We start from the raw sequence: 15,037 nt of genomic DNA on the forward strand, positions 1-15,037 counted from the left end.
GGGTGGGGTGAGGGGCCGCATGGGCGACCCTGTGGCGTCCGGGGAGGGCTCCAGGCGGTGACGGACCAGGGGTGGCGTCACTCCTTGACGCCGCCGGAGGCGAGTCCGGCCTGCCAGAAGCGCTGGAGGGCGAGGAAGGCTGCGATGAGCGGGATGATGGTGAGCAGGGAGGCGGTGATGACGAGGTTGAAGATCGCCTGTCCCCCGGCGGTAGCGGCCTGGGCGTTCCAGGCGTTGAGGCCGATCGTCAGCGGGTACCACGCCGAGTCCTTGAGCATGATGAGCGGCAGGAAGTAGTTGTTCCACGTCGCGACGATGGCGAACAGGGTGACGGTGACGATCCCGGGAGCCAGGAGCGGCAGCGAGACCTGAACGAAGGTGCGCGCCTCGCTCGCCCCGTCGATGCGCGCCGCCTCCAACAGCTCGGTGGGCACGGCGTCCCGGGTGAACTGCCACATGAGGTAGAGGCCGAAGGGGGAGATGAGCGAGGGGATGATGACGGACCAGGGGGTGTTGGTCAGACCCAGCTGGGCGAACATGAGGAAGGTCGGGACGGCCAGCGCGGTCCCCGGGACGGCGACGGCGCCGATGACGACGGCGAAGACCGCCTTCTTGCCGGGAAAATCGAACTTGGCCAGGCCGTAGCCGGCCAGCACACTGAGCACCACCGACCCGCCCGCGCCGAGGACGACGTACATGAGGGTGTTGAGGAACCAGCGGACGAACTGGCTGTCGTTGTAGGTCACGGTGTCGCGCACGTTGTCCCACAGGGCGAAGTCGCGCCCGAACCAGAGCCCGAAGGTGGAGAACAGGTCCGCCTGGGTCTTGGTCGAGGAGATAAGGAGCCACAGGAGCGGCAGGTAGGTGTAGATGAGCGCGAGCCCCATGACGATGGTGAGGGTCCAGGACTTACGGGGGTTCTCGACGTTGTAGCCGCGGTGCGCGACGGCGGCCGCGTTCTTGTTCCTCATCGCTCAGTCCTCCCGGCTTCCGCGCAGCTGGACGACGTAGGCGACGGCCATCGTGATCAGGCCCATGACGATCGCGACGGTGGCCGAGTAGTTGTACTGCTGGCCCGCGAAGGACAGGTTGTAGGCGTAGTAGTTCGGCGTGTAGTAGGTGGTGATGACGTTGGGCGCGAGGTTTTGCAGGATGGAGGGCTCGTTGAAGAGCTGGAATGACCCGATGATCGAGAAGATCGTGGCGATGCCGAGTGCTCCGCGCAGGGCGGGGATCTTGATGGCGGAGATGATGCGCCACTCGCTTGCGCCGTCGATGGCCGCGGCCTCGTAGAGGCTGTGCGGGATCGTCTTGAGCGACGAGTAGAAGATGAGCATGTTGTAGCCCAGGAACTCCCAGGTGACGATGTTGCCGATCGACACGAGCATGACGCCGGGTCCGAGGGGATCGGGCAGGGTCGTGCCGAGGAGGTCGGACAGCGAGCCGATGAGGCCGAAGCGCTTGCCGTACATGAATCCCCACATGAGCGCCGCGACGACGGCGGGCACGGCGTAGGGCATGAAGATGGAGATGCGGAAGAAGGCCGTGCCGTGGAGCTTGAGCGAGTCGATTGCCAGCGCCGCCAGGAGCGAGAGGGTCAGCATGATCGGCACCTGCACGACGAGGAAGAGCGCGACGCGGCGGAAGGCCTCCCAGAACTGCGGGTCCGACACGAGCTGGACGTAGTTGTCCAGGCCGACGAACTGGTTGCCGCCGACCAGCCTGTTCCTGAAGAGGCTGAGGTAGATCGAGTAGAGGATCGGGGCGAGGAACACGAGAGTGAAGACCGCCATGAAGGGTCCGACAAACCCCCATCCCGTCCAGCGCCTACGCGTCCTCCGGTGAAGCGGGGCCGTCGTCATGCCCGGTCCCCGGGGAGCCAAAGCGGGTGTCGCCGACATCATCGTCCTTCCGTCTCCGCGTTGAGCGGAGCGGCATAGCGAGAGGTGGTTGACGTAAACATGTGTGGCCACGACGGTATGTTTACGCAAACACTGTGAACGCGGTTACTCTTGCACAGCCCCACGGGTGTGTCAACACCGCTCGCCCACCCACGATTCGATGCCGTCGCCGCGTCACAGCCACAGGAGACCTCATGAGCGCCCGCACTGACGATCCTGGCCTTCCCTCCCGTCCCCGGCCGCGTCGACAGGTGTCGATGGCCGACGTCGCGCAGGTCGCCGGAGTCTCCGCCCAGACCGTCTCCCGGGTCTCCAACGGCTACGAGGGCGTCGTCCCCGAGACCCGCGAGCGCGTCATCGAGGCGATGCGCTCGCTCGGTTACAGACCCAACGCCGCCGCCCGCGCGCTCAAGCGCGGCAGCTTCCACAACCTGGGAGTCGTCGCCTTCACGCTGACCTCCACCGGCAACGCCTCCATCATCGCCGCCGTCTCGGACGCGGCCGCCGAGCACGACTACACCGTGACGCTCATGCGCCCTCGCTCGCGCACCTCGGAGGAGGTGCGGGGGGCCTTCAGCCGTCTGCAGGAGATGCTCGTCGACGGCGTCGTCCTCATCATGGAGTCTTTCCCTGAGGGCGACACGGGCTTCTCACTGCCCGACGTCGACCACCTCGTCGTCCTGGACTCCGCGCTGGGCGCTGAGAGGGCCGTCGTCGACGCCGACCAGGCGGCGGGTGCCCGCGCGGCCGTCGAGCACCTGCTGGCACTGGGGCACGCCACGGTCCACCACGTGACCGGCCCGGACCACTCGTACTCGGCCCAACGGCGTCGGCGCGCCTGGCAGCAGGCGCTTGTGGACGCGGGTCGGCCGGTCCCACCGGCCGTGCAGGGCAACTGGTCCGCTGCCTCGGGGTATGCGGCCGCTCAGAAGCTGCTTGACGACCCGACGTGTACGGCGGTGTTCAGCGCCAACGACGAGATGGCGCTCGGTGTCACCCGCGCCGCTTCTGAGCGCGGCCTGTCCGTGCCCCGCGACCTCTCCGTCGTCGGCTTCGACGACATCCCGCTGTCCGCCGACTTCACCCCCCCGCTCACGACCGTCCACCAGAACTTCGCGGACATGGGGCGTGCGTGCGTCACACGCCTGCTTGAGCAGATCTGGACCGGCGAGGAGCAGCCCGGGGTTCAGCTCGTGCCGGTGGAGCTCGTGGTGAGGGCCTCGACAGCGCCTCCCCGGCGGTGAGGGTCGGGGAGCGCCGCGCATCACCACACGCGGGTGCGGCTCTCCCCTACGGCGAGGTCCGCCAGCGGGCCGGCCGGGTAGGGCGTCGCATGGTCCTTGGCGCGGCCCAAAAGGTCGGTGTCGGCGTAGACCTCGGTGCCGTCCGGGTTCTCAAAGGCCTGGTCCGGGTACCAGGCGCGGCCGAGGTCGCGGCCGGCGACGGGCCTGAGCGCGGCCTCGGTCAAGGCCTGCGGCAGGCGGGTGACCAGGTAGAGGGCGTCGCCGTCGGACTCGAGGCTCGCCCGGGCCTCACCGAGGTGGACGGGGCTGGTCTCCGCGGCGTAGGCGGGGGCGCCGTTGCCGTAGGCGTTGAGGCGGATGTCGACGGGCAGGGCCACGCCCTCGAAGCGCTCGTGGTCGCCCTTGCTGGGGTCGTTGACCTGGGCGAGGTAGGCCTCGACGCCGTGCGGGTGGCCGTCGAACAGGTCCGTGCCGTTGGAGATCCTGCGGTGCGCGGGCGGGTTGACGAAGGCGTCCTCGCCGACGGTGGACAGGAAGATGTTGCCGATGTAGCGGTCGTCGCCCCCGCGGATGGCCGCGTAGCCGGCCGGCCGTGTCGAGTGCGGCAGGTGGTAGGGGGTGGGGCGCTCGATGATCGGCTGGTTGGCCACGACGCCGAGCACGAGGTTGGAGACGTAGGCCCCGCCCTGGGAGTGGCCCTCGAGGGCGACGTCGGAGGCCAGGATGTTGTGGTCGACGAGGTAGGGGCCGTGGGAGACCTCGATGAACAGGTCGCGGGCGTTGGCGTGCATGACGTTGCGCGTCACGCGGGTTCCCTGTGCCTCCCAGTCCAGCCAGATCCCCAGGGTGCAGTCCTCGATGAGGTTGTGCTCGATCACCGTGTCGATCGGGGCGTGGAGCTTGATGCCTGCGATCTCGTAGCCGTAGAACTCGTGCTTGGTGGCGATGTGGTGGATGTGGTTGTCCTCGATCCTGGAGAACACGCACCCCAGGTGTCCGACGACGGCGTTCTGGCCGCAGTCGTGGATGTGGTTGCGCCTGACCACGTGCGAGCCGATGAGCTCCTTGTCCCAGCCGATGTGGAAGGCGGAGTAGACGGCCTCGAGCTGGTACTGGTATCCGGGCTTGTCCAGGCGCTCGGCCGCCCAGTTGTGGCCCGAGGAGTTCTCCTTGCCCAGAGACACCGCCGAGCACGTGGCGTCATGGATGTCGCAGTCCTCAATGACCCACCCCTTGGCCCAGTTCGGGCCCACGAGCCCGGGCTGGTCCGCCGTCGGAGGAGCCCACGGTGTGGCCGCCTGGCACAGCTCCAGGCCCCGCACCGTGATGTAGTTGATGTGGTGGACCTCGGGGTAGAACACCGAGCGGCGCACGTTGATCTCCACCAGCTCGGTGCGCGGATCCGCGCCCTGGAAGTTCGCCCAGATGGTGGTCTCGACGTCGCCAACCTCGGCGTACCAGACGTAAACGGTCTGATCGGGGCGACGGACCTTCTCCGCGACCCCGGTCCAGCGGTCGTAGTCCTCGGTGCGGCGCTCGGGGGCGTCGACGGCGTCGCGGCTGGTGACCTCGTAGAAGGACATGCCGTTGAGGTAGACCTCGCCCAGGTGCTTGCGCGGCGCGGTGCGCTCGCCGTAGACGGTCCAGTCGCCCTCGACCTCGATGGCGAAGGGGTTCCAGGCACCGAAGAGGCTGTTGGGCACCACTGCCCGCCAGGTGGTGCCGCCGACGTTCTCCCAGTCGGTCACGCACTCGGCGCCGGTGATGACGGGGCGGGCCTCACCCGGCGCACCCTCGACAACGATACGGCGGTCCTCCGAGCGCCCCGTGCGCACAGGCTTGACCCACTCGCGGTACGTGCCCTCATGGATCTGGACCGTGTCACCGGGGTGAGCGGCCTGAACCGCCCGGTTGATCGTGCGGAAGGGCTCCGCGGCGGTACCGGGGGCCGCATCCGAGCCGAAGAGGGACACATGGAAGACAGACATCGTCGTCGCTTTCGTCGAGGTACGTGCCGGGCGGGGGCGCGCAGCAGGGGCTCGCGCCGCGTGGTGCGTGCGGGGTGCCGCCGGTGGCGTCCGGCAGGAGCCTCGCATTTGCCTTACTGTACAACAATCCTCGTGGAAGGTCGGTCCGCCGGTTGTCGCCCCCCTCCCCCTCCCCCTCTCCCCCCGCACACGCACACACCGAGCCCTGAGGTTCACCGAGGCCTGACCGGAGGGGTCGGGGCTCAGCGTGAACGCTCAGGGCTCAGCGGTTGAGGGATGTGGGGTGGGAGGAAGGGCGTCCGGCCGACCAGACTCAGGCGGCGGCGCCGGCGCGCTTCTTGTTGATGAGGTCGAAGGCGACCGCACCGAGCACCACGAGGCCCTTGACGGCCTGCTGGTAGTCGATGCCCACACCCATGAGGGACATGCCGTTGTTCATCACGGCCATGACCAGACCACCGATCATCGCGCCGAGGACGGTGCCAATACCACCGGTGACGGCCGCGCCACCAATGAAGCAGGCCGCAATGGCGTCCAGCTCGAAGCCGTTACCGGCCTTCGGACCGGCGACGTTGAGGCGGGAGGTGAAGATGATGCCGGCGATCGAGGCCAGGAAGGAGCAGTTGACGAAGACGAGGAAGCGGACCCACGTGACCTTGACGCCGGACAGGGCCGCCGCCTCCCGGTTGCCACCGATGGCGTAGACCTGGCGGCCCCACACCGTGCGGTTGGCGATGAAGGAGTACAGCACGATGAGCACACCCAGGATGAGCAGCACGAAGGGCGTGCCCTTGTAGGTGGCCAGCAGCCAGGCGAAGGACATGCCAGCACCGCAGACGCCGACGATCTTGACGATCCACACGCCCACCGGCGAGACGGCCACCTCGTTGGCGATGGAGCGCCGGCGGGTGCGCCAGTCGCGCAGGACGAACACGGCGAGCAGGGCCGCGGCCAGCACAAGGGTGAACAGGTCGTAGCCGTATCCGCCCAGAAGCCCGTTGAGGAAGCCCGAGGCGATCGAGCGGAAGCCGCTCGGGAAGGGCGAGATCTGCACGTTGTTGAGCACGATCATCGTCAGTCCGCGGAAGATGAGCATGCCCGCCAGGGTGACGATGAAGGCCGGGATGCCCACGAAGGCGATCCAGAACCCGTGCCAGACACCCACGAGGATGCCGACGGTCAGGCCGGCGGCGACGCCGACCGGCCAGGGCAGGCCCCAGTTGACCGTGATGACACCCGCGACCGCTCCCGTCAGGGCGACGACGGAGCCGACCGACAGGTCGATGTCCGCCATGAGGATGGCGAAGAGCATGCCGATCGCCATGACGAGGATGTACGCGTTCTGCGTGATGATGTTGGAGACGTTCTGCGGGGACAGCGACTGCCCGCCGGTCAGCACCGCGAACAGGGCGATGATGGCGACCAGGGCGACGGCGAGACCGCCGGAGCGCAGGTTGACGCTGAGCCTGTCACGCAGCGACATGGACGAGGTGGACATCAGCTTTCCTTCTCCTGGGTCATGTAGCGCATAAGGACCTCCTGGTCCGCCTCCTCGCGGGGCACGTCAGCAGTGATGCGGCCGGCGGAGAGGGTGTAGATGCGGTCACAGATGCCGAGCAGCTCAGGCAGCTCCGAGGAGATGACGAGCACGGCCTTTCCGGCGTCCGCGAGCTGGTTGATGATGGTGTAGATCTCGTACTTGGCGCCGACGTCGATGCCTCGGGTCGGCTCGTCGAGGATGAGGACGTCGGGCTCGGTGGTGACCCACTTGCCCAGAACGACCTTCTGCTGGTTACCGCCGGACAGCCCGCCGACGCGCGATTCGATGGAGGGGGCCTTGACCTTCATGTCGCGGCAGGCCACAGCACTGGCCTGGCGCTCCTTGTGCAGGTCCAGCACGCCGCGGCTGGAGTAGCGCGCGGGCGAGGCGGAGACGACGTTGTGGTTGATCGTCGCGATGAGGTTGAGACCGTAACGCTTGCGATCCTCCGAGACGTAGGCCAGGCCGTGCTCAATGGCGGAGGCGACCGTGGGAACCGCGATCTCCTTGCCGTCCTTGAAGATCCGGCCGGTGATGTCACGCCCGTAGGAATGGCCGAAGACGCTCATGGCGAACTCGGTGCGTCCGGCGCCCATGAGCCCGGCCAGTCCGACGACCTCGCCGTGGCGCAGCGTGAGGCTGGCGCCGTCGACGACCTTGCGGCTGGCGTCGTTGGGGTGGTGGACGGTCCAGTCCTCGATGCGCAGGGCCTCCTCGCCGATGGTGGACACGTGCTCCGGGTATCGGTTGTCGAGGCTGCGGCCCACCATGTGGCGGATGATCTCCGCCTCCTCGACGCCGCCCTCGCGGTGCATGTCGAGGGTGGTGATGGCGTGCCCGTCGCGGATGATGGTCGTGGAGTCGGCGATCTCGCGGATCTCGTTGAGCTTGTGGGAGATCACGATGCAGGTGATCCCCCGCTCCTGCAGACGACGCATGAGGTCGAGAAGGTGCTGGGAGTCCTCATCGTTGAGCGCCGCGGTGGGCTCATCGAGGATGAGGAGCTTGGCGTCCTTGGCCAACGCCTTGGCGATCTCCACGAGCTGCTGCTTGCCGACGCCGATGTCACGGATGCGGGTGGTGGGGTCCTCGTTGAGGCCCACCTCGCGCATCATCTTCTGGGCGCGCGACTTGGTCTCGTGCCAGTCGATGATCCCGCGCCTAGCGCACTCGTTGCCCAGGAAGATGTTCTCGGCGATCGACAGGTAGGGGCTGAGGGCGAGCTCCTGGTGGATGATCGCGATGCCCTTGGCCTCGGAGCTCTTGATGCCCGAGAAGGTGCACTCCTCGCCGTCGAAGAAGATCTGACCCTCATACGTGCCGTGCGGGTGCACGCCGGAGAGTACCTTCATGAGGGTGGACTTGCCTGCACCGTTCTCGCCGCAGATGGCGTGAATCTCCCCGCGCGCCACCGAGAAGTTGACGTCGTCGAGAGCGAGGACGCCGGGGAAGCGCTTGGTAATCCCTCGCATCTCAAGGATGGTGTCTGTCTCCATCGTCTCTCCTGTCATGTGGGTGGGTCGGCTCCGCTAGTGGAGCCGACCCACCCACTACTCACTTGATCTCGTCGGCGGTGTAGTAGCCGGACTCGACCAGGACAGCCTCAACGTTGTCCTTGGTGACGATCTCCGCGGAGAGCAGGAAGGACGGAACGACCTTCACACCGTTGTCGTAGGTCTCGGTGTCGTTGACCTCGGGCGTCTCGCCCTTGAGTACCGCCACGGACATCTGGACGGCCGCGTCAGCGAGCTTGCGGGTGTCCTTGAAGATCGTGGAGTACTGCTCGTCGTGGAGGATGGAGATGATCGAGGGCTTCTCGGCGTCCTGGCCGGTGACGATCGGGTAGGGCAGGGAGTCCGTGCCGTAGCCGGCACCCTTGAGGGCGCCAAGGATGCCGATGGAGATGCCGTCGTAGGGGCTCAGGACACCGTCGACGCGCGAGCCGTCGGTGTAGGTGGAGGTGATGAGGTTGTCCATGCGGGTCTGGGCGGTGGCGCCGTCCCAGCGCAGGATGGCAACGGTGTCGAAGTCGGTCTGGCCGGACTTGACCTTGAGGACGCCCTTGTCAATGTAGGGCTGGAGCTTGTCCATGGCGCCGTTGAAGAAGAACGGGGCGTTGTTGTCGTCCGGGGAGCCGGCGAAGAGCTCAATGTTGAAGGGGCCGGTGACGCCGGTGTCCTTGCCGTCCTTGTCGATGATGCCCATACCGGTGAGCAGCGAGGTGCCCATCTGGCCGCCGACGACGACGTTGTCGAATGAGGTGTAGTAGGAGACGTTCTCGTTGTCGCGGATGAGGCGGTCGTAGGAGATGACCGGAATGCCGGCCTCGCCGGCGGCGTCGAGCTGGTTGGACAGGGCGGTGCCGTCGATCGGGGCAATGATGAGCAGGTTGACGCCCTGCGTGATCATGTTGTCGATCTGGTTGGTCTGGGTGGGGATGTCGTCCTCGGCGAACTGGAGGTCGACCTGGTAGCCGAGCGCCTCGAGCTGCTTCTTGACGTTCTCGCCGTCCTTGATCCAGCGCTCGGAGGACTTGGTCGGCATGGCGACGCCGACCTTGATCTCAGAGGCGTCAAGGTTGGCGGTGTCGTTGGAGGCACCACCGCCGGCACCGGAGCCACCGCAGGCGGCCAGAGAGGCGGCGCCCGCGAGGGCGAGGGAGCCCGCGAGGACGGAACGGCGAGTGAGCATGCGGGACATGGGGAGTCTCCTCCTTGAGATGGGGTGGAGCCACGTGCGCACCAGTGCGTCCGCGCTCCCGAACGGGTGCAATCTTAGCGTTCACAGACAAGATATCAAGTCATCCGAATCGAATTTTACCGCAACATACCGCCATTTTACCGCGCAATCTATTCACTGGTCTAGATATTTCAGGACGCCTTAAACATGAACGTTCACATTGTAGGGGCGCCGCCCGCGCCTCACAGGGCCCCCGGGGTCACACCGAGGAGCGCCGCACTCTGAGGGTCGGCGAGACCGAGTGCCACATCCCCGGCTCGCCCTCGAGGGCGCTGAGCAGCACCTCCAGGCACAGGCGCCCCAGCTCCTCGAAGGGCTGGGTCACCGTCGTCAGCGCCGGGGCGAAGAACGCCGAGCCCGCCGTGTCGTCATAGCCGACGACGGCCAGGTCCTGCGGCACGCGCACCCCCTGGTCGCGCGCCGCCGCCAGCAGCCCCAGGGCCATGAGGTCGTTCGAGCAGAACACGGCGTCCGGGGCCCGCTGCGGCCCCTCGGCCGCGATCTGCAGGCACAGGGCCGTGCCCGCCTCGTAGCCCGACTCAGCCGTCCAGTCCCCCGAGAACCGCCCGGCCGGGGCCAGCCCCGAGTCCTCCAGGGCACTGCGCCAGCCCCGCTCACGCGCCTGGGCGTCGAACCAGTCGTCCGGCCCCGCCACGTAAGCGATCCGACGGCGTCCGGCACCGATGAGGTGACGCACGACCATCCGGGCGCCCAGCTCCTGGTCCACCGAGACGACGTGAATGCGCCCCTGCGGCTCGAAGCCGTCCGCCACGACCACCATCGGCACGCTGCGCGCCGCCGCCGTGGCCGCCGCCGCGATCCCGGTCCTCGGGGCCACGGAGATGATGCCGTCCACCTCCCGGTTGACGAGGAAGCCGAAGGCCTCAGAGATCTCGACCTCGTCGCTCGTCTGCAAGGAGGTCACCAGGGTGCCGTAGCCCGCGTCGCGCGCGGCCGCCTCGATGGCGCTCGCCGTCGAGGCCGGCCCGAAGAACTCCGAGGAGGCCGTCACCACGCCGATGAGGCGCGAGGAGGAGGTCACCAGCGCCCGGGCCGCCATGTTGCGGCGGTAGCCGAGCTCCTTGATGGCCTTGAGAACCTTGTCGCGCGTCGCCGGGCGCACCCCCTCGGGGGAGTTCAGCACGCGCGAGACCGTCTGGTGGGACACACCCGCCAGACGGGCAACGTCCACCATTCCGGGCCTGCGCCCCTTGTCCTCACTCATCGCAGCCGACCTCCCGGCGCCACACAGACGTCAGGCCTCCTCGCACAGGCGGTAGACGAACTCGTGGGACTCGCCGACGGCGAGGGTCAGGAGGTCCTGACCCGTGTTGAAGGCGTTGGGCGGGCAGGTCATGGGCTCGACGGCGACGCCCGGGCGCCCCAGCTGGTCCGCGGTGTAGAGCTGGCACCACGCGACGTTGGAGGTGATGACGGCGCTGCGACCGCCGTCGCCTCCACTCAGGCGCACCGACCACATCCCCTCGGGCAGGCCGGTGTAGGCATTGTCGGTCTGGGTGTCGCCCACGAGGCGGCCGCCGCGCCAGTCCCAGTCGCTGCCGGTGATGTCACGGGTGCCGGTTGGCGCCATCGTGTCCGGATCGACGTCGAGCACGAGGTCGGCGGGCATCTCGAGCACGCACTCGTCCAGCGGCACGGAACGGGTGAGATAGGGGTGGCAGGACACGCCGTAGGGGGCGGGCGCCGCCTCGCCGTCGACCAGCGGCGCACCCGTGGCGACGATGCCCCGTGCCGCCGCACCAACGTTCGTCGTCGTCGTCGTGACAGTCAGACCCGTGGTGACGTCGAGACTGAAGCGGACGGTGACCTCCAGGGCCCAGGGGTAGGCGTAGGAGGCCGGCAGGGCCAGCTCGAGGAGGACCACCTCGCTGGGCTCACCCTCCTGCGGGGTGTCGGAGGCAACGGCGAAGTCGGACCAGCCGACGAGGCCGTGCAGGGCGGACCCGGTCTCCGGCTCGTTGCAGGGCACCGGGTAGGTCTCGCCCCGGTAGGTGTAGACGGAACCCTTGATGCGGTTGGGCCAGGGCACGAGGGTGCGGCCCTGCCAGCCCTCCGGCATGGAGGTGGCGGCGTCGAAGGGGATGACGACGTCGCACCCCTCGTGGCGCAGGTGGACGAGGGTGGCCCCCTGGGTGGCGACGCGGGCCTCATAGGCGCCGGCGCGCAGATCGATGAGCTCGCCGTTGATCATGATCGGCCTTCCGCAGGTGAGGAGGGGTTCGTGGCACAAGGTACACGCGCCCGCCCAGGCGGGCGGCCGGACGACGGCGTTACCCGACGACGACGCCCGACGGCGGCCGGGCACGTCACACGCGCCGGCCGGGGCGGGCCCCTTGACGGGGCCCGCCCCGGCACAAGGAGAGTCAGGGGCGGGTCACTGGCCGCCCAGGCCCGTGGTGGCCACGGCCTTGACGATCTGCCGCTGGAAGAGCATGAACAGGATCGTCAGGGGCAGGGCCGCGATCATGGCGGAGGCCATGGTCTGGGCGTAGATGATGCCGTAAGCGTTCTTCACGGTGGACAGCCCGACCGGCAGGGTCATGAGGTCGGGGTTGTTCGTCACGATGAAGGGCCACATGAAGTTGTTCCAAGCGCTGATGAACACGAAGATCGCGACAGCGGCGACGATGGGCCTGGACACCGGCAGGACAACATTCCAGAACAGGCGCCAGTTGCCGGCCCCATCGACGCGAGCCGCGTCCTCGATCTCCTGGGGCACCTGGTCGAAGTACTGCTTGAAGATGTACACCATCATCGGCGCCACCGTCTGAGGCAGGATGACGCCCCAGAACGTGTCGATGAGGTTGAGGGCGTCCATCTCCTTGAACAGCGGGACGATGAGGATCTGCCCCGGCACCATGATGAGCGCGATCGTGAGGGCGAACAGCATGCGGCGTCCCATGAAGACGGTGCGTGAGAAGGCGTAGCCGGCCAGGGCGCAGATGATGACAGTCAGGACCGTGACGGCCGCGGCGATGAGCAGGGTGTTCCACATCCATGTGAAGACCTCGCCCCGCTCGAAGACGGTGCGGTAGTTCTCCAGGGTGAAGCCGCCCTCGGGGAACCAGCGCAGGGGCAGGGACTGGGCCTGGGTCTCGGTCTTGAGGGAGGTGTCCACGGCCCAGGCCAGGGGCAGGAGCCACCCCAGGGCAACGAAGGCGAGGATGAGGAGGGCGATGACGCGTCCGGTCCTGGACCGGCCCATGAGCAGGCCCCGGGTGCGCCGGGTCTCCGCCCGCCGCTCGGCCCGAGCGCGGGCGCGTGCCTGCACGAAGGTGGGGGGCTGGAGGATCTCAGCGCTCATTGCTCTTGTCCTTCCGTGTGCGGGTGAGGAGCTGGAAGGCGACCGTGATGACGATGATGACCGCGAAGAAGATGTAGGACATGGCCGAGGCGTAGCCCATGCGGTAGTTCGTGAAGCCGGTGTCGTAGATGTACTGGAGGATCGGTCGCGTCGAGCCCTCCGGCCCGGACCCTCCGTTGAAGGCGATGAACATCTGGTCGAAGACCTTGAGCGAGGCGATGACCTGCAAGGTGGCGACGAGGACAGTGGTGCCGCGCAGTTGCGGGAGGGTGACCGACCAGATCTTGCGCCAGAACCCGGCCCCGTCGACCTCGGCGGCCTCGTAGAGCAGGTCCGGGATGGCCTGGAGGCTGGACAGGTACAGCAGGAAGTTGAAGCCGACCGTCCACCAGACGGTGAGCACGACGATGGACCACATGGCGACGTCGACGTCGGTGAGCCAGCCCACCTTGTCCAGACCGATCTGCTGGATCCAGTAGTTGACGAAGCCGACGTCGGAGTTGAACAACCAGGTCCACACCTGCACGACGACGGCCACGGGCAGCAGGTAGGGGGCGAAGAAGGCCAGGCGCCAGAACCACTGGCCGGGGATGCCGATGTAGACGAGCAGGGCCATGACCAGGGCGATGAGCACGAGGGGGACGGTGCTCATAACCGTGAACATCACGGTGTTGCCCAGGGTGGCCCACATGGTCGGGTCCGCGAAGGCCTCGGCGTAGTTGTCGATCCCGACGAACCCTCCGTTGCCCATGAGGGACTGTTCAGTGAAGGACAGCCACACGCCGTAGAGGACCGGGATGATGAGGAACAGGACGGCGACGACGACGAAGGGGATGAGGAAGGGCAGGCCCGAGCCGAGCCGCTTGACGGCCTGTGTGGTGGCGACGTCGCGGGCGCCCCGGCGCTGAGCAGCGATCGAGGAGGACATGGTGCGTGTTCCTTTCTGCTCAGGCGGGCGGGTTCTGGGCCAGCATCGTGTTGAGGCGCTCGATGAGGCCGTCGACGGCCCCCTCGGCGTCGACGGACCCCGACAGCCAGCAGGACTGCATCACCTCGGCGACGCGTGCCTGGAAGTCGGAGCCGGAGCCGGTGAACCAGGACGAGGGTTCGAAGACGGCCTCCTCCATGGCGTTGGCGTAGTGGGCCTGCGGGACGAGCTCGGCGTACTCGGAGGAGCGGGTGACCTCGAGGTTGGCGGGCGTGTGTCCGCCGGCCGCCCAGTCGAGGGAGTTCTTCAGCATCCCGGCGACGACCTGGTAGGCGGCGTCGCGCCTGGTCTCATCGACGCGGTCCTGGTGCGGCAGGACGAAGACGTGGCAGTCGCCGAAGGTGGCGGGCGTGCCGAAGATGTTGGGCATCGTCATGGCGTCAAAGGTGATGCCGGCTTTGAGGAAGGACTGCAGCTCCCAGTTGCCCATGAAGGTGATGCCGGTGCGTCCGGTGGAGAAGGAGGCGATGGCGCCGCCGTAGTCCATGTCCGGGTCGGCCACCTCGCCGTCGAGCATGTCGGCGACGAACTGGGTGACCCGGATGGCCTTGTCGCGGTCGAGGACGGCCTCCTGGCCGGGGACAAGCGTGGCGGTGGCGCCGGTCTGGTAGTACAGGCCCCACCACATGCGGCTCACCTGGGCGCCGTCACCGGTGTAGCCGAAGGAGATGCCCTTGTCTCCGGTGACCTTGGCGAGCGCGCGACCGGCGTCGATGAGGGCCTCGGGCGAGTCCAGACCACTGAGCCTGCCGTCGGGATCGAGCAGGCCGGCATGGTCGCACAGGTCGGTGTTGTAGAACATGAGGAAGGCGTGGAAGTCGAGGGGCACGGCGACGTGCTCACCGTCCACGACGCACGTGTTCCACAGGGCGGGCGGGAACATGTCCGGGGTGACGCCGTGCTCGGCCAGGCGCCCCATGTCCCAGGTGTCGAGCAGGCCGCCGGGCGCGTAGCCGACGACGCGGGTGGCGTGCATGACCGCGAGGTCGGGCGAGCGCCCGCCCACGGAGGACATCGCGAGCTTCGTGTAGTAGGGGCCTCCCCATGTCAGGACGACGGGGTCGATCTCGAGGCCGGGGTTCTGACTGTCGACGGTGTCCATCATGGCCTGGAACACGCCGCCGTCGCCGCCGGTGAACAGGTGCCACAGCTGGACGGGCGTGACGTCTGCCGATGCAGCCCGCGAGCAGCCGCCCAGCAGGCCCGCCCCGGCGAGCGAGACGCCCGAGAGCATGGCGGCGGATAGAACATGGCGTCGACTGGGCATGCCCCGTCCGGGGACCCAGAGCTGACTCATCATTGACCTCCTTGT

The 15,037-nt window shown here is 67.8% G+C and carries 12 protein-coding genes; 1 reads left to right on the plus strand and 11 read right to left on the minus strand.

Going from position 1 to position 15,037, the window contains the following annotated elements; translation table 11 throughout:
* Nucleotides 1-77 precede the first annotated feature (77 nt).
* The gene (locus tag ID810_RS09945; protein ID WP_166857958.1) at nucleotides 78-971 is read right to left on the minus strand and encodes a carbohydrate ABC transporter permease; all 894 of its coding nucleotides are present in this window, start codon (nucleotides 969-971) and stop codon (nucleotides 78-80) included.
* A 3-nt stretch (nucleotides 972-974) separates the two neighbouring features.
* Nucleotides 975-1,793: a carbohydrate ABC transporter permease gene (locus ID810_RS09950; RefSeq protein ID WP_235931648.1), complete on the minus strand. Its 819-nt coding sequence runs from the start codon at nucleotides 1,791-1,793 to the stop codon at nucleotides 975-977.
* Between the two features lie 302 nt (nucleotides 1,794-2,095).
* Here ID810_RS09950 and ID810_RS09955 point away from each other — a divergent pair, with 302 nt between their 5' ends.
* Nucleotides 2,096-3,145, plus strand: coding sequence for a LacI family DNA-binding transcriptional regulator (locus ID810_RS09955; protein WP_166857962.1), 1,050 nt, complete (start codon nucleotides 2,096-2,098; stop codon nucleotides 3,143-3,145).
* A 20-nt stretch (nucleotides 3,146-3,165) separates the two neighbouring features.
* Here the strand turns inward: ID810_RS09955 and ID810_RS09960 are convergent, their stop codons facing one another.
* From ID810_RS09960 to ID810_RS10000, 9 genes are all read right to left on the minus strand, one after another.
* Complete coding sequence (locus ID810_RS09960) at nucleotides 3,166-5,133, minus strand: DUF1565 domain-containing protein (protein WP_166857964.1); 1,968 nt, start codon at nucleotides 5,131-5,133, stop codon at nucleotides 3,166-3,168.
* A 313-nt stretch (nucleotides 5,134-5,446) separates the two neighbouring features.
* A complete protein-coding gene (mmsB, locus tag ID810_RS09965; RefSeq protein WP_166857966.1) occupies nucleotides 5,447-6,631 on the minus strand; it encodes a multiple monosaccharide ABC transporter permease in 1,185 nt (394 codons plus the stop codon).
* Nucleotides 6,631-8,169, minus strand: coding sequence for a multiple monosaccharide ABC transporter ATP-binding protein (gene mmsA / locus ID810_RS09970; protein ID WP_166857968.1), 1,539 nt, complete (start codon nucleotides 8,167-8,169; stop codon nucleotides 6,631-6,633). The genes mmsB and mmsA overlap by 1 nt, the downstream gene beginning before the upstream one ends.
* 58 nt (nucleotides 8,170-8,227) lie before the next feature.
* Nucleotides 8,228-9,373, minus strand: a complete 1,146-nt coding sequence (gene chvE, locus ID810_RS09975) for a multiple monosaccharide ABC transporter substrate-binding protein (protein WP_235931650.1) — start codon at nucleotides 9,371-9,373, stop codon at nucleotides 8,228-8,230.
* A 238-nt stretch (nucleotides 9,374-9,611) separates the two neighbouring features.
* Nucleotides 9,612-10,637, minus strand: a complete 1,026-nt coding sequence (locus ID810_RS09980) for a LacI family DNA-binding transcriptional regulator (protein ID WP_166857970.1) — start codon at nucleotides 10,635-10,637, stop codon at nucleotides 9,612-9,614.
* Between the two features lie 30 nt (nucleotides 10,638-10,667).
* The gene (locus ID810_RS09985) at nucleotides 10,668-11,624 is read right to left on the minus strand and encodes an aldose epimerase family protein (RefSeq protein ID WP_166857972.1); all 957 of its coding nucleotides are present in this window, start codon (nucleotides 11,622-11,624) and stop codon (nucleotides 10,668-10,670) included.
* 183 nt (nucleotides 11,625-11,807) lie between these two features.
* On the minus strand, nucleotides 11,808-12,737 hold the full coding sequence (locus tag ID810_RS09990) for a carbohydrate ABC transporter permease (protein WP_166857974.1): 930 nt from the start codon (nucleotides 12,735-12,737) through the stop codon (nucleotides 11,808-11,810).
* Nucleotides 12,727-13,665, minus strand: a complete 939-nt coding sequence (locus ID810_RS09995) for a carbohydrate ABC transporter permease (protein WP_166857976.1) — start codon at nucleotides 13,663-13,665, stop codon at nucleotides 12,727-12,729. Before ID810_RS09995 ends, ID810_RS09990 begins: the two co-directional genes overlap by 11 nt.
* Before the next feature lie 19 nt (nucleotides 13,666-13,684).
* The gene (locus ID810_RS10000) at nucleotides 13,685-15,022 is read right to left on the minus strand and encodes an extracellular solute-binding protein (RefSeq protein WP_196781497.1); all 1,338 of its coding nucleotides are present in this window, start codon (nucleotides 15,020-15,022) and stop codon (nucleotides 13,685-13,687) included.
* Between the last annotated feature and the right edge of the window lie 15 nt (nucleotides 15,023-15,037).

The organism is Actinomyces respiraculi (assembly GCF_014595995.2).
In the GTDB taxonomy this organism is placed as follows: Bacteria; Actinomycetota; Actinomycetes; order Actinomycetales; family Actinomycetaceae; genus Actinomyces; species Actinomyces respiraculi.